The organism is Staphylococcus sp. 8AQ (assembly GCF_902506595.1).
GTDB lineage: Bacteria > Bacillota > Bacilli > Staphylococcales > Staphylococcaceae > Staphylococcus > Staphylococcus pasteuri.
On sequence record NZ_LR733871.1, the window covers coordinates 1,456,033 to 1,477,427 of the forward strand.

Below are 21,395 nucleotides of genomic sequence, written 5' to 3' on the forward strand. Positions count from 1 at the left end.
ATCTTATGGGACAAACACTATTTGATAAAGTATGGGATAAACATGTCTTACATGGAAATGTAGGTGACCCTCAATTATTATATATAGATTTACATCTTATACATGAAGTTACTTCGCCTCAAGCTTTTGAAGGATTAAGATTACAAAAAAGAAAACTACGTCGTCCAGATTTAACATTTGCTACTTTAGATCATAATGTACCTACTATTGATATTTTTAATATCAAAGATGAAATTGCAAACAAACAAATAACTACCCTCCAAAAAAACGCAGAAGATTTCTGTGTTCATATATTTGATATGGGGTCAGATGAACAAGGAATCGTACATATGGTCGGCCCTGAAACTGGTCTAACTCAACCAGGTAAGACGATTGTTTGTGGTGATTCTCATACAGCCACACATGGTGCTTTTGGAGCAATTGCATTTGGTATTGGAACAAGTGAAGTTGAACACGTTTTTGCTACTCAAACGTTATGGCAAACAAAACCCAAAAATTTAAAAATTGATATTTCAGGAAAGTTACCTAATGGAGTATATGCAAAAGACATTATCCTCTATCTTATTAATCAATATGGTGTAGATTTTGGTACTGGATATGCTCTAGAATTCACCGGTGAAACAATCAAAAGTTTATCAATGGAAGCTAGAATGACTATTTGTAATATGGCTATTGAAGCAGGTGCAAAATATGGGATGATGCAACCAGATGATATTACATTTGAATATGTAAGAGGACGTCAATTCGCTAAAAATATAGATGAAATGATACCACAATGGAAACAACTTTATTCTGACGAAGATGCCTATTTCGACAAAATTATTAATATTGATGTTACAAATCTTGAACCGCAAGTCACTTGGGGTACCAACCCAGAAATGGGTGTTAGCTTTAGTACGCCATTCCCTGCTATTAAAGATTCTAATGATGAACGCGCATATCAATACATGGGGCTAAAGCCAGGTCAAAAAGCCGAAGATATTGAATTAGGATATGTCTTTTTAGGGTCATGTACAAATGCTAGAATATCAGATTTAATTGAAGCTAGTCATATTGTAAAAGGAAAACAAGTACATCCAAATATCACTGCTATTGTCGTACCTGGTTCACGTACTGTAAAAAAAGAAGCTGAATCGATGGGTCTAGATAAAATTTTTAAAGATGCAGGATTTGAATGGCGTGAACCTGGATGTTCAATGTGTTTAGGAATGAATCCAGACCAAGTTCCAGAAGGTGTTCATTGCGCATCTACAAGTAATAGAAATTTTGAAGGACGACAAGGTAAAGGGGCCAGAACACACCTAGTTTCTCCTGCAATAGCTGCAGCAGCAGCAATTAACGGAAAATTTGTAGATGTTAGAAAGGTGGTTATATAAATGGATATAAAACCAATTACCACTTATACAGGTAAAATCGTGCCATTGTTCTATGACAATATCGATACTGATCAAATCATTCCAAAAGCTCATTTAAAACGTATATCTAAAACAGGTTTTGGTCCTTTTGCATTTGATGAATGGCGTTATTTACCAGATGGAACTGATAATCCAGAATTTAATCCAAATAAGCCAGAATATAAAGGCGCAAGTATTCTTATAACTGGAGATAATTTTGGTTGTGGTTCCAGTAGAGAACACGCTGCTTGGGCATTAAAAGATTATGGATTCAGTATTATTATTGCAGGAAGCTATAGTGATATTTTTTACATGAATTGTACAAAAAATGCTATGTTACCTATTAAATTAGATAAAACTTCTCGAGAGCATTTAGCAAGCTTTAAAGAAATTACAGTTGACTTACCAAATCAAACAGTTTCATCGCCGGAGAAAACTTTCCATTTTGATATAGATGAAACTTGGAAAAATAAACTCATTCATGGATTAGATGATATAGATATAACATTACAGTATGAAGATTTAATTGAAAAATATGAAAAAGCACATTAGGGTGGGACTATTATGACATTAAAAACAACAGTTTCAACAAAAGATATCGATAAAGCTTTTTTACGTCTTAAAGATACAGTAAAAGAGACTCCTTTACAATTAGATCATTATTTATCTCAAAAATATGATTGTAAAGTATATTTGAAAAGAGAAGACTTACAATGGGTACGTTCATTCAAACTAAGAGGTGCCTATAATGCTATCTCCGTATTATCTGAAGAAATTCAAAATAAGGGTATTACATGTGCTAGTGCAGGCAATCATGCTCAAGGTGTTGCTTACACTGCAAAAAAGTTAGATTTAAATGCTGTCATTTTTATGCCAGTAACTACTCCCCTACAAAAAATTAATCAAGTTCAGTTTTTTGGAAACGGAAATGTAGAAATAAAATTAACTGGTGATACCTTTGATGATTGTCTAGCTGAAGCATTAGATTATACTAAACAACATGATATGACATTTATCGATCCATTTAACAATGTTTATACAATTGCTGGTCAAGGTACCCTAGCTAAAGAAATTATACATCAATCTCAAGATGAAAATATTGAGTTTGATTATTTATTCGCAGCTATAGGAGGTGGAGGACTAATCTCAGGTATTAGTACTTATTTCCATGATTATTCTCCTAAGACCAATATTATTGGCGTAGAACCTGCTGGGGCTAGTAGTATGTATGAATCTGTTGTCGTTAATAATAAAGTAGTTACATTGAAAGAAATTGATAAATTTGTAGATGGTGCATCAGTAGCTAGAGTTGGTGACTTAACATTTGAAATAGCTAAATCTAAAGTACATGACTATGTTCAAGTAGATGAAGGCGCTGTATGTTCAACAATACTTGATATGTACTCTAAGCAAGCTATTATAGCAGAACCCGCGGGTGCATTAAGTGTTGCTGCTTTAGAAAACTATCGTCAACAAATTAAAGGAAAAACTGTAGTTTGTATAGTTAGTGGTGGTAACAATGATATCAATCGTATGAAAGAAATTGAAGAACGATCACTTTTATATGAAGAAATGAAACATTATTTTATCCTTAATTTCCCTCAAAGACCAGGAGCTCTAAGAGAATTTGTTAATGATGTGCTCGGCCCTCAAGATGACATTACCAAATTTGAGTATTTAAAAAAATCATCTCAAAATACTGGTACAGTTATTATTGGTATTCAACTTAAGGATCACGCAGATTTACAACATTTAAAAGAAAAAGTAAGTATATTTGATCCTTCAAATATATATATTAATGAAAACAAAATGCTATACTCTTTATTAATTTAACTAGTGTAAAAACTAATCGGAGTTAAGTGGAATAATTTCCATGTAACTCCGATTTTATTTTATTTAAAATTTAGTCTTTATTCTTTATGAAAAATGGTTAATAAAATTTTATTAGAACTATTTAAACTGCTGAGCTAAACTTGATTTGAGTCAATCATTCGCATTTTTCTTCTTTTTCGTCTCTCTCTTACTCACTTAGCTTGACTAAGATCGTAGCGTTCCTTTACCCCAACTTGCATTGCTTGTTGAATTTTCTACCAAAATTCTCTTTGTTGGAGCCCCGCTCTTCATTGATGATTTAAAGCACTTCACTTTTTATGTATTAAAAAAAGAGACCTTACGGTCTCAATGCGGCTCATCGCATCCTATTATTTGCCTAGCATATATAGTTGTACTTAATAGCTAAAGCTATTAAGTACAACAATGCGATTATAAATCGCTGTTTTGCTTTAGAACGTTAGTCTGCTACCATCGGCGCTAAGGAGCTTTCTCAACTCGAGATAAACGCTCGCATTCTTCTTCTTTTTCGTCTCTCTCTTACTCACTTAGCTCGACTAAGCTCGTAGCGTTCTTTNAGCAAGCTCCTTATCTGTTCGCTCGACTTGCATGTATTAGGCACGCCGCCAGCGTTCATCCTGAGCCAGGATCAAACTCTCCATAAAAAATTATGATGTTTGATTAGCTCATAAAAACTAAATTAATTGTTGTAACTTTCGTTACATTATTGGAATTAACGTTGACATATTGTCATTCAGTTTTCAATGTTCATTTTGTAAATATTGGAGCGGGTGATGGGAATCGAACCCACAACATCAGCTTGGAAGGCTGAGGTTTTGCCATTAAACTACACCCGCATGTAATTAAGTTATTTGGTGCGGCCGAGAGGACTTGAACCTCCACGGGATTTCTCCCACTAGGCCCTCAACCTAGCGCGTCTGCCATTCCGCCACGACCGCTGGCAAAACGCTTTAAAATATCGAACTACTTTTTAATAGCATAATATATTGTAAAACATTTGAAATGTTATGTCAACAAGTTTTTAATATTAAATTAATAATCTTAATTAACTTATAAAGTGATGTGTTTTGTTAACGCAACGTTATTTATAATAAATCATTGTAAAGACTATGTCAATAATAAAAATTATTAAAATTTCAAAAAGAGTACTATAGCAATATATTAACCATAGTACTCCTTGTTATATTTGATACTATTAATTTGCATTTAGATATTTGTAACTCATTTAGAAATGTGATCAGATAGTTTTAATTTTCCTCCACATTTTCCACATCTCATTTTATTTACATCTACTTTCCTAATTCTTAAATATTTTGTAAAACAATTTTTACATGAATATATATAATTAGCTCTTTCTTTATAAGATTTTGTAGGTGTACAAAATCTTGGTGCCCCTACTTTACTACTCAAAACTTTAAAGTCACTATCTCTATGTTTATAACCTTTTCCAGTTAAATGTAAATGATAATGGCATAATTCATGTTTTATTATATCAATAATTGCTTTCTTTCCATATTTTTCATATTGCTTAGGATTAACTTCAATGTTATGAGATTTTAACATATATCTGCCGCCAGTAGTTCTTAGTCGACTATTAAAGTATGCATCATGTTGAAAAGGAATTTTAAAATATTCAATGGATATTTCACACACTAAGTTTTTTAGTTCTTGATTATTCATTTGGGTTAATCATTGTCAATGCAACTTTATCCTTTTGTTTATCAATGCTCAATATCCAAACTTCAACTATATCCCCAACACTAACTATATCTATAGGATTTTTTACAAACCTTTTAGATAGTTTTGAAACGTGAACGAGTCCATCCTGTTTTACTCCAATATCTACAAATGCTCCAAAATCCACAACATTCCTAACGGTACCACTAAGTTTCATACCTTCTTTTAAGTCTTCAATAGATAGTACATCGGATTTTAATATTGGTGTTTCAAATTCATCACGTGGATCTCTATTAGGTGCTTTTAGAGAATTTATAATATCTTCGAGTGTTGGCTCACCTATATTAAGTTCTTCAGCCAATTCTTTTATATTAACCGAATCTAGTTTATTTTTTAATGTATCGTTACCTAAATCCTTAACTTTTAGATTTAATTGTTTAAGTAACTCATATGTTGCATTGTAGCTTTCAGGGTGAATAGATGTATTATCTAACGGTTCTGTACCATCAACTATTCTCAAAAATCCAATACTTTGTTCTAAAGTTTTTGCGCCTAGTCTTTTTACTTTTGCAATCTCTTTATGGTGCTTGATAGCTCCATTTTCTTCTCTATATTCAATAATATTTTGTGCTATTTGTGAAGTCAGACCAGATACATATTGTAATAATGAACGAGATGCTGTATTTACATCCACTCCTACTTGGTTAACCGCTGTTTCTACTACAAATGTTAATGCTTTTTCTAGTTCTTTTTGGTTAACATCGTGTTGATACTGACCTACACCAATTGATTTAGGGTCAATTTTAACAAGTTCACTTAACGGATCTTGAACCCTTCTTCCGATTGATACTGCACTTCTTTCTTCAACTTGGAAATCAGGAAATTCAGCTCTTGCAATTTCAGAAGCAGAATAAACTGATGCACCCGCTTCATTTACTATTATGAATTGAACATTCAATTTATATTTTTGTATTACATTGGCTATAAATTGTTCTGTTTCTCTACTAGCAGTACCATTTCCAATTGCAATAAGTTGAACACTATAATCATTAATCATCTTAACGATTACTTTTTCAGCATTATCTAATTTATTTACAGGTGGGTGTGGGTATATCACATTTTTAGCTACAAAAGTACCATAAGGGTTAATCACCGCTAATTTACAACCAGTTCTAAACGCTGGATCAACACCTAATATTTGTTTACCTTTCATAGGTGGTTGTAAAAGTAAATTCCTTAAATTTTCACTAAACACATCAATGGCATGATTTTCCGCCTTTTCAGTTAAATCGCCTCTTATTTCTCTTTCTATCGAAGGCATAATTAACCTTTTTAAGCTATCTTTGATTGCATCTTTAACAATATATGTGGCTTCAGTTTCTTTTTTAATTTCTTGTTTTTCGATATCTTTTTCTACTTGCGTAGTATCAAATTCAATTTTTACAGTTAATACTTTTTCTTTCTCGCCTCTATTAACTGCTAATACTCTGTGATTAGCCATTTTTTTAATAGGTTCAGCATAATCATAGTACATAGCGAAAATTTCTTTTTCATCTTCAGCTTTTTTCTTCTTAGTAGTTACTATTTGTCCTTGGTGATAAACATTTTTCAAGATTCTTGAACGATATTTGGGGTTGTCAGAAATTTGTTCAGCAATAATATCTTGTGCCCCTTGAATTGCCTCGTCAATACTTTCAACTTCTTCATTAATGTAAATTTTAGCTTTAGCTTCAACCGCTTCGTCAAGTTGAGGTTGTAAAAGCCAAGTAGCAAAAGGTTCCAATCCTTTTCTTTTAGCTTCAGTAGCACGTGTTTTTTTCTTTTGTTTATATGGTCTATATAAATCTTCTACACGTTGTAATTTTGTTTGTTTTAGAATATCATTTTTCAGTTCATCAGATAGCATGCCTTGTTGTTCGATACTATGAATGACTTCTTCTTTTCTCTTTTGTAAGTTAACCATGTATTGATATTCATCTGAAATTTGTTTGATTTCAACTTCATCCAAGCCACCTGTTTGTTCTTTACGGTATCTTGCTATGAAAGGAACAGTATTTTTATCCTCTAATAATTTTAGTACTGATGTAATTTGTTTTTCAAAAAAATTGTACTTTTCGATGATTGATTTAATTAAATGATTGTCCATTGTTCTACCACACTTTTTCTTTAATTTATTTTTTTATTTTAACATAATCCGTTAATTTCATATTGCTTAGATAGGTTTCATTAATAAAATTCTTTTTAAAACCTTGTTTAAATTAAAATAAGATTACTACTTCTTCATAAATATAGTACTCATTTAGTATCTACATTTTACTGAAAAAATAATAACCTTATTTTTGTTATAATATTTTAAATTTAATTATTTACTGATTAGCTGCTTCTTGCAACTTTTTGATTGCAGTACGTTGTAATCGTGATACATGCATTTGGCTCAGACCTATACGTTCACCAGTTTCTTTTTGACTAAGACCTTCGATAAACGTACATTGTATGATTTCTTTTTCTCTATCTGATAATATTGGTAGAATTCTTTCTAGAATCATTCGTTTTTCAGTAAGGTCATAATTATCATCTTGTTGACCCATAATATCCAACAATGTAACTGTTGAACCATCTTTATCTGCTTCGATTGAATGATCTACACTTAGCGCATTATAACTTTGGCCCATTTCCATAGCTTCAAGAACTTCTTCATCAGTAACTTCTAAACGTTCAGCAATCTCACTAATTGATGGTGAGCGTTCTAATTCATTTGTAAGTTCATCACTAACCTTCTTTATACGAGGACCAATTTCTTTTATACGTCTTGGAACATGAACACTCCATGTTTTGTCTCTCAAATATCTTTTAATTTCACCAATAACTGTTGGCACTAGGAATGCTTCAAATTTTCGATCAAATGACAAATCAAATCTATTTATAGCACCTATTAAACCAACCATTCCCACTTGAACTAAATCTTCATGATGTGATTGACCTTTAGAGTATTTATAAGCTAATGATTCAATTAGTTTTCGGTAATGACGAACTAATTTATCTTGAGCGCCACTAGTTTGGTCTTCTTGGTGTTCTTTAATCCATTGGTTAATCTGTTCAGGTGATACATCATTAACTGATTTCGACTCTTTCGTCATTATTTCGCACCTGCTCTTTTTTAATATACTTAGTCATACTTATCGTAACACCAGATTCTTTGTAAACAGTAACCTCATCCATAAGGGATTCAATTAAGAATAAACCTAATCCGCCTTCACGTAAGAAATCTACATTTTCGTTATTATCGTATGGTCCTAAGTTAGACTTAGTAGTTTCATAATCAAAACTTTCACCTTGATCTGAAATAACAATTTTAATTTTATCGTCAAATACTTCAAAGCACAAATTAATCATGCCTGTTTCAGGATTATGTTTATAAGCATGTTTTACTGCATTAGTTACAGCTTCACTAACCGCAATTTTTGAATCTTCTATATCATCATATGATGCACCTGCTCTGGTAAACACACCAGACAGTGTTAATCTAATTAAACTTACATATTCGGCAGAAGCTGGTAACCGCATTTCAATATAATCTTGTTTAGATTGCATGTTACTCTACCTCCGTTCCTTCATTAACATGCATTAAATCTTTTAATCCAGTAATATCAAAGAGTCTTCCAATACGGTCAGATACTCCTAAGATATAAAGCTCTTTATCGTTTTGATTTAATGCTTTTAGTGTTCCTACAAATAGACCTAAACCTGTTGAGTCCATATAGCTTACATTTGCTAAATTTACATGGATGTCATGTGTACCTTCTTGTCTCATTGGCACAAGTACCTCTTCTAGTTCAGGTACTGTATAAACATCAAGTTCTCCGCCAACTTTAACTTCATAATATGTATCATGTGTGACAGTTTCAATATTAAGATTCATTTAATTACACTCCTAATTGTATTTCGATTCTTCTAGTTTACTATTCAAGAATAATTATACCCATTGTCATAATTCCTTAATCATAAATTAAAGTTTAATTCACTCGTTTTATAATCAATATGGTCATATCATCTTTTTTATGAGGATTTTGTACTTTTAAAATAGCTTCATAAATAATTTGAACTATGTCCTGTGGGTGCATATGCTTATATTTTTTAATAAGATTCAATAATGTCTCTTTTTTTATAAATTCGCCTTCTTTATTTCTAGCTTCAGTTACGCCATCCGTAAGAATTATTACTAAATCATCAATATAAATAGGAATTTCTTGTTGGCTATACCGTGTTTGTTGACTAATACCTAACACGCGTCCTCTTACTTCTATTTCTTGAAATTCTTCAGTTTCAGCACGATAAACGTATCCAGGTTCATGTCCAGCTGAACTACAATATAATAAATGGTTCATTTCTTCATATAAACCATAGAACATTGTAACGAACATATTTTGATTTACGTTTTTTTCAACAACACGGTTAAGTCGCTTTAAACCTTCACTTGGTAATTGTGAATGTCCATAAGAATCCATACCAAATTTAATCATACTCATAGCTAATGCAGCTGGAATTCCCTTCCCAATGACATCTGCAACGGCAAAACTCATAGTTCCATCATTATGATCAATTAAGTTAAAATAATCTCCACTTACTTTTTGAGCAGCAACTGAAATAACGCCAATTTGTATACTATCAAACTGAGGAATATCTGTTTTAAACATAGTTTGTTGTAGTCTAGAAGCTAAATCAATTTCTTTATCGTGGTATTGTAGTTTATTGACTAATTTTTGATAGTCTCTATAACTATATCCAAATCCTTTAACAACTTCCTGTAAAACATCTAATGTGTTAAGTGCCTCATGTTCAGCTATGTCTAATGAAGAAATATAATTTTTATGTATTTCAACAATATCTTCTGGCAAAATATCTTTTTTTATAACTTCATTAGTGAATTCTTCACACTTCTTTATTAATTGTGTTTTGTTATTCGTGCTTAAGCTTTCATCTATCAATTTTTTATAATCTTTTTTAAATTCTTCCACGATTTTTGCCTCCTAACTACAACATTAATACTTGTTTCCCAATCGCTACATTTATGTTTTTTAATAGCATTACACAGTTTTGTTAACTATCTAAAAAAGACTTTAGGAGTGGAATACCTAAAGCCATATAACTAAACTTAAGACATCCTTTTATAATAAATAGTCCTTCGAAATAACTATCATTGCTCTTAATATGTTAAAAATGCATGGTTTAACAATTAAAATAAATTAATTAGTTAAACATTCATGCAGTTATAATTATTATAAAGTTATTGTCTTTTATTTCATTATTTTATTTGTATTTGTTAAATACATACAATAATTTAAGTCTTTGGATGATTAAAATTATGTAAACCTAGACTGATGTCTAGGGCGTAATCTACTTCTTTCATTTTGTTTTCTGACAAATATGTGAGCTTTTCTTTCAAACGATTTTTATCTAACGTTCGAATTTGTTCAAGTAAGATTACAGAATCTTTATCAAGTTTATACTTCTTCTTTTCTATTTCTACATGTGTGGGTATCTTAGCTTTGTTAATCCTTCCAGTAATTGCTGCAACAATTACTGTTGGACTATATTTATTACCTGTGTCATTTTGAATAATAACGACGGGTCTTACTCCCCCTTGTTCGGACCCTTGAACAGGTGATAAATCTGCTAGATAAACATCTCCTCTTCTAATCATTCATTCTTAGCGTTAGAATTTAAATATGTTTCATTGCAATCGCACGCTTCACATTCAATTGGAAAAGCTTCGGTTGCTAGGGAGAGATTTAAATCAGCCATTTGTGCATAACCTTCTTTTAAAGATTGCTCTAAACTGTAACTTCTATTTTGATTAAAAGATAACATACAAAGAACCTCCATTGGTTTCAAAAGTAGCGTTTTTTAAGGTTTATTGATTTATCTTAATAATAACAAATTTTGAAAACAGTGACTATACTTATTTTAATAATTCATTAGTTATCTCAGTATTATCATTTTCATAATAAATACGTGGCAATCTTCTTGATAAATTACATAAGACTTCATAATTAATCGTATCTTGTTTCTTAGCTAATGCTTCAACAGATTGATTAGTATCTGAATGATTATCTAATAATATAACTTTATCACCAACTTTAACTGTGTCTGGGACTTTTACAATTGTTTGATCCATACAGACTCTACCAATCACTTCACATTGATTCCCATTAACGTTGACGAAAGCTCCTTGCATTGAACGTAAATAACCATCTGCATATCCTATAGGTAAAATGGCAATTCTTGTTGGCTCGGTTGCAGTAAATGTGCTGCCGTAACTAACAGATTCACCTTCATTTAATGTTTTTGTTTGAACAATTTCACTGACTAATTGTGTACTTGGCTTTAGATGAACTTTAACATTTTGATTTACATATTCTGATGGATAGTATCCATAAAGCGATATACCTAGACGAATAGCATTACAAAATTGTCCATCCATTAATAATGAACCAGCAGAATTTTGAGTATGAATATATGGCGGTTTGTCGACTTGATTAACTATATTTTGAAAAAGTTGGTATTGGTTGGCCATAGAATCACCAGGTTCATCAGCACTAGCAAAATGTGTATAAACGCCTTCGAACACTAAATCTTCATATTTACTAATAATATCTACGACTTCTTGATACTCTTCTACATCTTTCATTCCTAATCTGCCCATACCAGTATCAAGTTTTAAATGCAGCCATAACGCTTTGTCATTTTCATCAGAAATATTCTTAATTGATTCTTTTAACCATGCTTTCGATGGAACAGTCAATGCAACACGATGTTGTATAGCTTTATTAATATCTGTTGGTGGGATAACCCCTAATATTAAAATTTTAGCTTTAATACCATGCATACGTAGTTCGATTGCTTCATCTAAGGTTGCTACTGCAAAGAAAGAAGCACCATGCTCCATTAAATGTTGAGCGATTTTAACACTTCCTAAACCATATCCATTAGCTTTAATTACTGAGATAACAGTTTTATTAGCATGCAATTTATCAAAAGTCTGATAATTGGATAAGATTGCATTCAAGTCTATATTTAAATATGTCGATCTATAAAATTTTTCTGACATAATCTTATTTCCTCCTTTAAAGCCTAACAACTCATTTCAAAACTTCACCTATTTGAATTGTTTATTATCATCTAATTGTTCTAATAACACTTGGCTCATTGCATAATTATCAGTGTGAGTAATACTGACATGAACTCGAAAATCCTTGTAATCAATACACGGTTTACCTAAGTTATTGTTATAACAATTGATATCATTAAAAGCTATTGTTTTCCCTAAACCAGTTCCTAGCGCTTTACTAAACGCTTCTTTAGTTGAAAATCTTCCAGCTAAATATTCTATTTTACGTTTTTCCTGTGTGAATTGATTAAACGTCATTAATTCATCTTCTGAAAGAATTCTTTCCACAAATTTCATCTTTTGTTTATTATATACTTTTCTAATTCTTTCTATCTCTATTAAATCTACACCTATTCCATATATCATTTTTCCGCCTCATTATTTTAGATGCTACATTACTTTTTTATTTTACATCATATTGATTATTATTTTGATTATTTCGTCTTTCTTTAATTAATCGTTTTATTTGCTGAGCATTCTTAATATTTATTAAAGACATTTCAGAATTGCCACCAGCTGTTGATAAAGTAATTGTTGCAAGGTTATATTTCCTCATTATTAAACCTTCATTAACATCAATATTCTGAATTCTAAAGAAAGGAATGATATTCGTATTTATAAAAAATATACCTGTTCTAACATGGATTTCATTTTCATCAATTTTATATCTAAAGTTTTTATATCTAAATATAGGAATGATTATCAATGCTAAAATACAACATATAATAAACAATACAATTTCTCCAATTATTAGTGACCAAGAGTCTGATATATGAAAGAATTTCCAGTTTAAAACTAAAGTAATAATGAGAATAACAAAGAGTATACTTAACCATATTAGATTAGCCATTATCATCACTTTTTTAGCTTTATCATCCATATAATTATAATTCGACATGTTGGTCACCTCCTACATACCAAGATTTTAGATATTTAATTGTTTTTTCATCCTTAAATTTTAACCCTATTGATTGATGACTGGCTCCTTTTGCAATTAAAAATGCAAAATTGCCAAGTTGATTTCTAATTAAAAGTGGATGTGCATCAATTTCCATACCAATGATTTTGTCATATTTTACATAATATCTTTTGATACTGAATAAATTTGATTTTTGAATTGTTAATTCATCATTTTTAAGCTTTAAGCCTGATAACTTAATATAAATTAAAGCTTGTATAATTAAAGCTATAATGATAATACCTATAAAGAAAAATGACCATGCAGACCAAAAGTAACTGCCTATTATCCCAATGATAACTAATATGATAGATGGAATTAAGAAATGTCTATGAAATCCTTTCCATGGCATACCTAAATTTGCAGTTTTAAACGCCATTTCAGGTATTAAATCATGTATAATCTCATAAGCCATTTTGCGCTTTATAAAAGGAATGATCATTATTTCACCATCACTACTAGTGTCGTCTTCAAGTTTTTCATCAATATCACTAGTTATTAATACATGTATAGCTGTAAAACCGAATAATTTTCTAATATAAGATTGGCGTTCAATAACAGCTTGTATGCGATTTGTAGGTACAGTTATATTCTTTTTTGTTAATAATCCATATTGAATTTTTAATTGATGTCCTTCTTGTGTCATGGTGTAACCATAATATCTAATTAAATTGATTAATGCCCCCACTATGTAACTTAATATCAAAATCAATCCTACTACTATGCTTATTACAATCGCTATAGCATTAGCAAAACTGAATAATTCATTTGTAATTCTATTCCATGGAATAAGATTAGAAAAACTACCTACAATTGGTGAAATAGTCGCTAATGCAACTCCTATAGCTCCGCTTGATAAAGACATTAATATTAAATTTTTAAATGATAATTTAAACACGCGTTTTCGTTGACCTGGCATATCATTTTCAAAATTCCCTTGAATGTTATCGACGCTTGAATCCACATTTAAATAAGAATCAAGATTAACATCCTTTTCATCATTATTACTTAATTGATTTTGTATGTCTTTAATTGTGTTTTCTATTTCAATACTTTGTGTTTTTGAGATGGTTGAAAGTTCTAAACCATCACTAGGTGTTTTTATCTGTAACTGCACACCACCAACAATCTGATTAATTATATCTTGAGAAGTGTCTACAGATTGAATACGACTTATATCTAATTCTTTACGTTCTTTATTAAATATTCCTGTAGTCAATATGAAATGATTGTTCTCTATCCAATACCGAGTATTATATACTTTTAAAATTTGACCAATAAACGATATTAAGAAAAAGATAGTTAATAATGCGGGAACAATATATTCACGTAAATTAGTAAAATCAAAATCTTTAAAATTAAAAACTAAAAATATAATGATAACTATAAAATTTTGTTTGAAAGCTTCTATCAATCCGGAAACATATGATATCGGATGCAATTTTTGCGGACTATACATCATATTCTGCTCCTCTCAATTGACTAAATATCTGTTCTTGTATAAATTCTGCTTCTTCTTCGGATACAAATGGAAGTTCAAAACTATGACCAGCAGAAACAAATGTTATTTCATTAATTTTAAACTTTCTCGCTAAAGGATTAGTATTTATTTGTAAAAATTGTAGTCTTTCAATTTTAGAAATATCTTGATGTTTAAAGAAAAAAGTTGACTTAACTTCTATGACATTATTTTGAATTCTATAAAATAAATAATTGTATTTAAGTAAAGGACTTGAAATCAATCTAATTAAACTTACGATCCATAACACTATGTATATGTATATAATAAAGTGCCACCAATTAAATTGATACCAAAGATAAAAAAGAATAGCATAGATAATTATTTCAATAATAAAACTGAGTCCCGCTGTTAAGAAGTAGTATGTTAAAGCATTTTTTGGACTTTTATGAAATGTACTATTCATTAATTTAGCTCCTTTATAATTTTTAACCACATTATAGCATAGTCAATTTTTCTTCTAAATGTCGCTTCATTTTTATTAACGTTCATCACTTAAAAATTACTTTTATTTTCTATTCGCCAAGACAAAAGTAAGAAGCACACAATTAATTTAAATTAATTGTGTGCTTCTTTAGAAAACAAATTATATATTGAGTATTGATAAATTTTTATTTTTGATGGTCAGCGAATGTGCGACCTTTCATTGTTTTGTTTGAGTTTTGAGATGATTTATCTTTACGATCAAACTTTTTATTATTATTCTTCTTTGAAGAGAAACCTTTTGATGAACGTCTATTTTTATTATCGAATTTACCGCCACCACGTTTATTATTGCCTCTTCTAGAATTATTATTTCCTTTAGAGTTACGTCCTTTACGTGATAATGGTTTTTCGAATGTTAATTGAACTTCTACTTCATCGTTTGCTTCAACTAATTCTTGTAATAATGATGCAACTAGTTCAACATCGTTATACTCTTCAAGTAATTCACTTGAAATTCGTTGTAAACGTGGTTCGTTTTCTTTAGACATCCAGTTTTGAACTTTTTCTTTGATGTCATCTTCACGTGCTTTTAAGACTTCTTTACGATGGGGTGGTCTTAAAGCATTCATTCTTCTATTGTTAGCATCTTCGATTTGACGAATATAATCCATTTCAATTGGATTCACAAAAGTAACAGCGATACCTTCTTTTCCGGCACGACCTGTACGACCGATTCTATGAGTATAGCTTTCAGTATCTTGTGGAATATCGAAGTTATAAACGTGACTTACGCCTGAAATATCTAATCCTCTCGCTGCTACGTCTGTTGCAACTAAGATGTCGATTTGATCATTTTTGAATTTTTTCAATACTTCTAAACGTTTAGCTTGAGTAATATCACCATGTAAACCTTCAGCTTTATATCCTTTAGATAATAATGCACTTGTTAATTCATCAACACGGCGTTTTGTACGTCCAAATACAATTGCCAATTCTGGTTGATGTACATCTAGGAAGTTTGTGAAAGTATCGAATTTTTCTAATTCTTTAACAATTGTGTAATATTCGTCGATTTGAGGATCTGACATTTCATTATTCATTGTTTTAATAATTTTAGGTGTTTTCATAAATTGTTGTACTAAAGTTTGGATAGCTTTAGGCATTGTTGCTGAGAATAGCATCGTTTGACGTTGCTCAGCTGGAATTTTATCCATAATAAATCTCATATCGTCGATGAATCCCATGTTCATCATTTCATCAGCTTCATCCAAAATAAGTGTATGAATATCATTAGTTTTTAATGTACGTCTATTTAAATGGTCAATAACACGTCCTGGAGTACCAACAACAATTTGTGGACCTTTTTTTAGTGCTTTAATTTGACGTTCGATTGGCATACCACCAAATACTGTAACGACTTGTACATTTTGACCTTTACTAAATACTTTTAATTGCTCTGCAACTTGCATCGCTAATTCTCTAGTAGGCGCTAGAATTAATGATTGAACACCTTGTTCTCCAACTACCTTTTCAATTAAAGGTATTCCAAACGCACCCGTTTTACCAGTACCTGTTTGGGCTTGTCCAAGGATGTCGTATCCTTCTAACGCATAAGGGATACTATCTTTTTGGATAGGAGTTGGCTCTTTAAACCCCATTGATTCAAGCGTTTGAACCGTTTTATCCGAAATCCCTAGTTCTTTAAAATTTTGCAAAATAATTCTCCTTTTACCTGTTTATTTCTCAATATACTTATTTGCATATATGTTCATTTATGTTTTATCAACTTCTTAATAGTACCACCTAACATTTATTATAGCAATAAAGCAGTTGGTATATAGTGGTGAATAATGACTCTTAATTATGAAACATTTCCTTTTAAAATGGTGACGTGCATATATTGAAAGCGTTCCATAAATATATTTTATTTTTTAAATAAAAATAGTAAGACTACTATGTTATTCCCATTTAACTTAGAAATTAACATATGTCTTACTATTGGAATGTAATACTTTTTATTTAATTAGTGCATCGACTACATCTTCTAATTTCATGCCTCTTGAGCCTTTAATTAAAACTTTATCATTTGGTTGAACGATATCAGTAATATGAGAAATAAGTTTATTTTTATCTTCATAATGATAAGCCTCGCCCACAAATTGTTTGCCTGCACTATGAATAAATGCCGCTTCTTTACCAAACGTAAATAATTGGTTGACATCTTTATCGTGTAAATAATTTCCAACTTCTTCGTGCATTTGTTTACTATTGTCTCCTAATTCTAGAACATCACCTAGTACTAACAATTTGCGGCCTTCCATATTACTTAATGTATCTATTGCTGCTTTCATACTAGTCGGGCTAGCATTATAAGCATCATTGATAACAGTTATATGGTTCTCAGTTTCATGTCGTTCCATTCTCATACCAGTTAACTTAACGTTTTTTATATTGTTTTGAATGACGTTATAGGATAAACCTAACTCATGTCCTACAGCAATTGCTATAGCTGCATTTTTCATATTATGAATACCTAAAATGGGTAATTCATAATGTTGTTCTTGATTTATTGTAAAAGCAATACCTTCAGTTGAAACGTTATCATCAACTTGACACACTAATGTATTATCTTGTTCTAAACCAATACTTATACATTTAGCTTGTTTAATTTTATCAACATGAGGTTTTAAAAGCGGTTCATCGCCATCATATATAAATGTGCCTTGTGCTTTAAGACCAATAGTAATTTCTGATTTAGCTTGAGCAATACCTTCACGAGAACCTAAATCTTGCATATGTGATTCCCCAATATTAGTAATTACTGCGATATCCGGTTCTGCAATTGAAGACAATAATTCTATTTCATGGAAACCTGACATGCCCATTTCTAAGATTGAAATTTCAGTATCTATATCTAAATCTAAAATGGTTAAAGGCATTCCAATTTCATTATTATAGTTTCCTTGTGTCTTTTTCACTTTATATTCTGTATTTAAAACACTCTCTATCATGTCTTTAGTTGTCGTTTTACCATTTGAACCAGTAACTGCAATTACTTTTGGATTTACATGTTTTAAATAAGCTTTAGCCAAATCTTGTAATGCATTTAATGTATCTTCAACCCAAATAATTGGGCCATTTACTTGTTCAGGCGGTGTAACATCTTTTTGATAAAATGATGCACCTGCACCATCATTAAGTGCTTGTTCAACGAAACGATGACCGTCTACATTTTCGCCTTTAAAAGGTATAAAGAGCATACCTTCTTTTATCGCTCTGGAATCTATAGTGACACCATGAATGGAATGATCAAGATATTGTTCATCTATATCACAATCAATCCATTCTTTAATTTGTTTTAACGTTACGTTTATCATCTAAAGCAACTCCGTTTAATCGATTTTATATTTATTTTTCTTTTTATCTTCGTGTCGTTCTTTAGCTAAGCTTATTAATTTAGAAATTAAATCAGCATAAGATAAGCCCATATTCTCCCATAAACTTGGATACATACTAAATGAAGTAAAGCCTGGCATAGCGTTTGTTTCGTTAATATAAATTTGATTGTCTTTTGTAACAAAGAAATCCGCACGTACTAACCCTGAACAATCAGTTGCTTTAAAAGCTTCTAAAGCCATATTTCTTAATGTCATTTGAACATCTTGATCTAAGTCAGCAGGGATTTGTAATTGAATTTTACCGTCTTTGTATTTTGATTTGTAATCATAGAATGCAACATCTTTAACTACTTCACCAGGCCAAGTAGTTTCTGGATAGTCATTACCTAAAACAGCTACTTCAATTTCTCTTGCGTCTATTCCTTGTTCAATAACTAACTTACGGTCGAATTGGAAAGCTTCTTCAATACCTGATTTTAATTCTTCTTCATTATTACATTTGCTTATACCAACACTTGATCCTAAGTTTGCAGGCTTAACAAATACTGGGTAAGTTAATTTGTCATTAACTAATTTAAGAATATTATTTTCATATTTTTCGTATTCACTTCTTAAGAAACTTATATATGGTAATTGAGGTAAACCTCTATGTTCAAATAATTGTTTCATTACTAATTTATCCATTGAACTTGAAGCTGCTAATACCCCATTACCTACATATGGAATATCCAGTACTTCAAATAAACCTTGGATTGTACCATCTTCACCATTAGGTCCATGTAATAATGGGAATATAGCATCGTATGATTTGCCTAAACTACCATTGCTTAACAATTGTGAAATTTCTCCTGTTGGAATGTCATTAATACGTAATTCATCAGTTGATTCAATATGATGAGTAATATTATCTTGTTTTTTCCATTCGCCATCATTTGTTATATAAATAATATCTACTTGATATTCATTTTTATCTATTGCATTTAATACATTTTGGGCAGTTAAAATAGAAACATCATGTTCTGCACTTTTTCCTCCATAAACGATACAAATATTCTCTTTTGTCATTTCGTTTTCCTCCAATAAACGCTCATCTTCAGCGTTATATCATTTTAAAATTTTCACTATTTAATTATAAGTATTTAGTCTATACATGCACTTCTCTGAAACTTAATATTATCATATTTGCTATGACTTTTGCATTTTATAATATAATAATGTAACGAGTATCTCTGACGAATTAAATAACCTTTCTAAACCTTGAACTAAACTTCACATTAACTTTTCAAAAATAAGGAATCGTTTTCAAACTTGATATTCTAGCAAATTTCAAAAAAGTCATGTAAAATCGTTATATAAATATGGATAAAATATTGATGCCTACATCTTAGATGAGACAAAAATAATTATCTTATAACGTGTTATAAAAGGAGTAAAATATGAAATATTCATCCCGTCAAGAGCCTAACAAACATTGGCTACTTAAAGTAGACTGGATATTAGTAGCAATTATTACATTGTTAGCAATATTTAGTGTCGTATTAATTAGTTCTGCCATGGGCGGCGGACAGTATAGTGCTAACTTTAGTATCAGACAAATCATGTACTATATTTTAGGTACTATAATGGCTATTATCATTATGTTCATTTCACCTAAAAAAATAAGAAATTATACATATTTGCTTTACACAATTTTCTGTATTTTACTGGTAGGTCTATTAATATTACCCGAAACAGCTATAACACCTGTGATTAATGGCGCTAAAAGTTGGTATAGTTTAGGACCTATAAGTATCCAACCATCAGAATTCATGAAAATTATTCTTATATTAGCATTATCAAAAGTAGTAGCACGTCATAACCAATTTACGTTTAACAAGTCATTTCAATCTGATTTAATGTTATTTTTCAAAATCATAGGTGTATCGATTATTCCTATGGCATTGATTTTATTACAAAATGACTTAGGTACAACTTTAGTTATTTGTGCAATTATTGCAGGCATCATGCTAGTCAGTGGAATCACTTGGAGATTGCTAGCGCCTATCTTTATTTCAGCAATAGTTATTGGTGCTTCTGTAATTCTTGCTATTATATTTAAACCTTCTTTAATAGAAAATTTATTAGGTATAAAGATGTATCAAATGGGACGTATTAATTCATGGTTAGATCCTTATTCATATAGTAGTGGAGATGGTTACCATTTAACTGAATCGTTAAAAGCTATTGGTTCAGGTCAATTATTTGGTAAAGGTTATAATCATGGTGAAGTCTATATTCCTGAAAACCATACCGATTTTATTTTTTCAGTAATTGGAGAAGAAATGGGCTTTATTGGTTCAGTTGTACTTATATTATTATTCTTAGTGTTAATTTTTCATTTAATTAGATTAGCTAGCCGAATTAATGACCAATATAACAAAGTATTTATTATTGGATATGTATCTTTAATCGTATTCCATATATTACAAAATATTGGTATGACGGTTCAATTACTTCCAATAACTGGTATCCCATTACCATTTATAAGTTATGGTGGTAGCTCACTTTGGAGTTTAATGACAGGTATTGGTGTTATTTTAGCTATTTACTATCATGAACCTAAAAAATACCAATCCATTGAAAAGTAACTGAATATACGAAAAATAGAGTCAAATCCTATAAACTAGGACTGACTCTATTTTTAAACAAAAAAAGGCGCCATTTTCAATGACGACTTCATCTCACAATTAAAATGCGCTTACTGACCTAAATCCAATTCACTTATTTACATTCGTGACTGATTTGTTTTGTTGCAGGCAATGTATTAATAATGTCTAAACGAGATTTAGTTTTTTTAATATTTACACCTAATGATGATAATAAATTAACCACATTTTGAATTTTCTCTGAATTCTTCACTAATAACACCTCGTTTGGTTGACTTCATATACATCATACCCCAAACAACATCACTTTACTACATGATTTTAAAAATTTATTATAATCTTTAACTTTTATAACTTAA

General features: G+C 30.5%; 21 protein-coding genes and 2 tRNA genes. 4 read left to right on the plus strand and 19 right to left on the minus strand.

From position 1 onward, the window contains the following. Positions 1 to 5 precede the first annotated feature (5 nt). From leuC to ilvA, 3 genes are read left to right on the plus strand one after another with little or no spacing between them, the layout of a single operon-like run. Positions 6 to 1,376, plus strand: coding sequence for a 3-isopropylmalate dehydratase large subunit (gene leuC, locus GVY01_RS07205; RefSeq protein ID WP_017638120.1), 1,371 nt, complete (start codon positions 6 to 8; stop codon positions 1,374 to 1,376). Further along, positions 1,377 to 1,946 carry a 3-isopropylmalate dehydratase small subunit gene (gene leuD / locus GVY01_RS07210; RefSeq protein ID WP_017638121.1) on the plus strand — a complete coding sequence of 190 codons (570 nt, stop codon included), beginning with the start codon at positions 1,377 to 1,379 and terminating at the stop codon, positions 1,944 to 1,946. A 12-nt stretch (positions 1,947 to 1,958) separates the two neighbouring features. Further along, on the plus strand, positions 1,959 to 3,227 hold the full coding sequence (ilvA, locus tag GVY01_RS07215) for a threonine ammonia-lyase IlvA (RefSeq protein ID WP_017638122.1): 1,269 nt from the start codon (positions 1,959 to 1,961) through the stop codon (positions 3,225 to 3,227). Positions 3,228 to 4,007: 780 nt separating this feature from the next. On the opposite strand, the gene GVY01_RS07220 is transcribed toward ilvA, so the two are convergent. The 18 genes from GVY01_RS07220 to GVY01_RS07305 all read right to left on the minus strand — a co-directional run bounded on the left by GVY01_RS07220 (position 4,008) and on the right by GVY01_RS07305 (position 19,456). Further along, a tRNA-Gly gene (locus tag GVY01_RS07220) sits at positions 4,008 to 4,081 on the minus strand. Positions 4,082 to 4,097: 16 nt separating this feature from the next. Continuing rightward, positions 4,098 to 4,183: transfer RNA gene (locus tag GVY01_RS07225), tRNA-Leu, on the minus strand. A gap of 283 nt (positions 4,184 to 4,466) precedes the next feature. Next, complete coding sequence (locus GVY01_RS07230) at positions 4,467 to 4,925, minus strand: SprT family protein (RefSeq protein ID WP_029056202.1); 459 nt, start codon at positions 4,923 to 4,925, stop codon at positions 4,467 to 4,469. After that, complete coding sequence (locus GVY01_RS07235; protein WP_159333694.1) at positions 4,918 to 7,068, minus strand: Tex family protein; 2,151 nt, start codon at positions 7,066 to 7,068, stop codon at positions 4,918 to 4,920. Before GVY01_RS07235 ends, GVY01_RS07230 begins: the two co-directional genes overlap by 8 nt. A 220-nt stretch (positions 7,069 to 7,288) precedes the next feature. Further along, a complete protein-coding gene (gene sigB, locus GVY01_RS07240) occupies positions 7,289 to 8,059 on the minus strand; it encodes an RNA polymerase sigma factor SigB (protein ID WP_017637327.1) in 771 nt (256 codons plus the stop codon). Continuing rightward, positions 8,034 to 8,513, minus strand: coding sequence for an anti-sigma B factor RsbW (gene rsbW / locus GVY01_RS07245; RefSeq protein ID WP_017637328.1), 480 nt, complete (start codon positions 8,511 to 8,513; stop codon positions 8,034 to 8,036). The genes sigB and rsbW overlap by 26 nt, the downstream gene beginning before the upstream one ends. Position 8,514: 1 nt before the next feature. Continuing rightward, positions 8,515 to 8,841: an anti-sigma factor antagonist gene (locus GVY01_RS07250; protein ID WP_029056199.1), complete on the minus strand. Its 327-nt coding sequence runs from the start codon at positions 8,839 to 8,841 to the stop codon at positions 8,515 to 8,517. 94 nt (positions 8,842 to 8,935) lie between these two features. Further along, entirely contained in the window at positions 8,936 to 9,937 is a 1,002-nt protein-coding gene (locus tag GVY01_RS07255; protein WP_159333695.1) for a SpoIIE family protein phosphatase, read from the minus strand. A gap of 323 nt (positions 9,938 to 10,260) precedes the next feature. Continuing rightward, entirely contained in the window at positions 10,261 to 10,623 is a 363-nt protein-coding gene (locus GVY01_RS07260) for a type II toxin-antitoxin system PemK/MazF family toxin (RefSeq protein ID WP_017637331.1), read from the minus strand. Next, a complete protein-coding gene (gene mazE / locus GVY01_RS07265) occupies positions 10,620 to 10,790 on the minus strand; it encodes a type II toxin-antitoxin system antitoxin MazE (RefSeq protein ID WP_017637332.1) in 171 nt (56 codons plus the stop codon). The genes GVY01_RS07260 and mazE overlap by 4 nt, the downstream gene beginning before the upstream one ends. Before the next feature lie 91 nt (positions 10,791 to 10,881). Then, positions 10,882 to 12,030, minus strand: coding sequence for an alanine racemase (alr, locus tag GVY01_RS07270; protein ID WP_017637333.1), 1,149 nt, complete (start codon positions 12,028 to 12,030; stop codon positions 10,882 to 10,884). Between the two features lie 48 nt (positions 12,031 to 12,078). Then, positions 12,079 to 12,456 carry a holo-ACP synthase gene (gene acpS, locus GVY01_RS07275; protein WP_017637334.1) on the minus strand — a complete coding sequence of 126 codons (378 nt, stop codon included), beginning with the start codon at positions 12,454 to 12,456 and terminating at the stop codon, positions 12,079 to 12,081. Positions 12,457 to 12,493: 37 nt separating this feature from the next. Further along, the gene (locus GVY01_RS07280) at positions 12,494 to 12,988 is read right to left on the minus strand and encodes a PH domain-containing protein (protein ID WP_046466913.1); all 495 of its coding nucleotides are present in this window, start codon (positions 12,986 to 12,988) and stop codon (positions 12,494 to 12,496) included. Further along, positions 12,975 to 14,507 carry a PH domain-containing protein gene (locus GVY01_RS07285; protein WP_119477691.1) on the minus strand — a complete coding sequence of 511 codons (1,533 nt, stop codon included), beginning with the start codon at positions 14,505 to 14,507 and terminating at the stop codon, positions 12,975 to 12,977. The genes GVY01_RS07280 and GVY01_RS07285 overlap by 14 nt, the downstream gene beginning before the upstream one ends. Next, the gene (locus GVY01_RS07290) at positions 14,500 to 14,973 is read right to left on the minus strand and encodes a PH domain-containing protein (RefSeq protein ID WP_029056193.1); all 474 of its coding nucleotides are present in this window, start codon (positions 14,971 to 14,973) and stop codon (positions 14,500 to 14,502) included. The genes GVY01_RS07285 and GVY01_RS07290 overlap by 8 nt, the downstream gene beginning before the upstream one ends. Positions 14,974 to 15,178: 205 nt before the next feature. Next, a complete protein-coding gene (cshA, locus tag GVY01_RS07295; protein ID WP_017636747.1) occupies positions 15,179 to 16,708 on the minus strand; it encodes a degradosome RNA helicase CshA in 1,530 nt (509 codons plus the stop codon). A 300-nt stretch (positions 16,709 to 17,008) separates the two neighbouring features. Next, on the minus strand, positions 17,009 to 18,370 hold the full coding sequence (locus GVY01_RS07300; protein WP_017636748.1) for a UDP-N-acetylmuramoyl-tripeptide--D-alanyl-D-alanine ligase: 1,362 nt from the start codon (positions 18,368 to 18,370) through the stop codon (positions 17,009 to 17,011). A gap of 15 nt (positions 18,371 to 18,385) precedes the next feature. After that, the gene (locus tag GVY01_RS07305) at positions 18,386 to 19,456 is read right to left on the minus strand and encodes a D-alanine--D-alanine ligase (RefSeq protein ID WP_017636749.1); all 1,071 of its coding nucleotides are present in this window, start codon (positions 19,454 to 19,456) and stop codon (positions 18,386 to 18,388) included. Positions 19,457 to 19,827: 371 nt separating this feature from the next. On the opposite strand from GVY01_RS07305, the gene GVY01_RS07310 reads away from it, so the two are divergent. Continuing rightward, positions 19,828 to 21,018 (plus strand): FtsW/RodA/SpoVE family cell cycle protein, encoded by a 1,191-nt coding sequence (locus GVY01_RS07310; RefSeq protein WP_017636750.1) that lies wholly within the window; start codon positions 19,828 to 19,830, stop codon positions 21,016 to 21,018. Positions 21,019 to 21,151: 133 nt separating this feature from the next. On the opposite strand, the gene GVY01_RS07315 is transcribed toward GVY01_RS07310, so the two are convergent. Further along, positions 21,152 to 21,289 carry an Lmo0850 family protein gene (locus tag GVY01_RS07315; protein ID WP_017636751.1) on the minus strand — a complete coding sequence of 46 codons (138 nt, stop codon included), beginning with the start codon at positions 21,287 to 21,289 and terminating at the stop codon, positions 21,152 to 21,154. Positions 21,290 to 21,395: the final 106 nt, after the last annotated feature.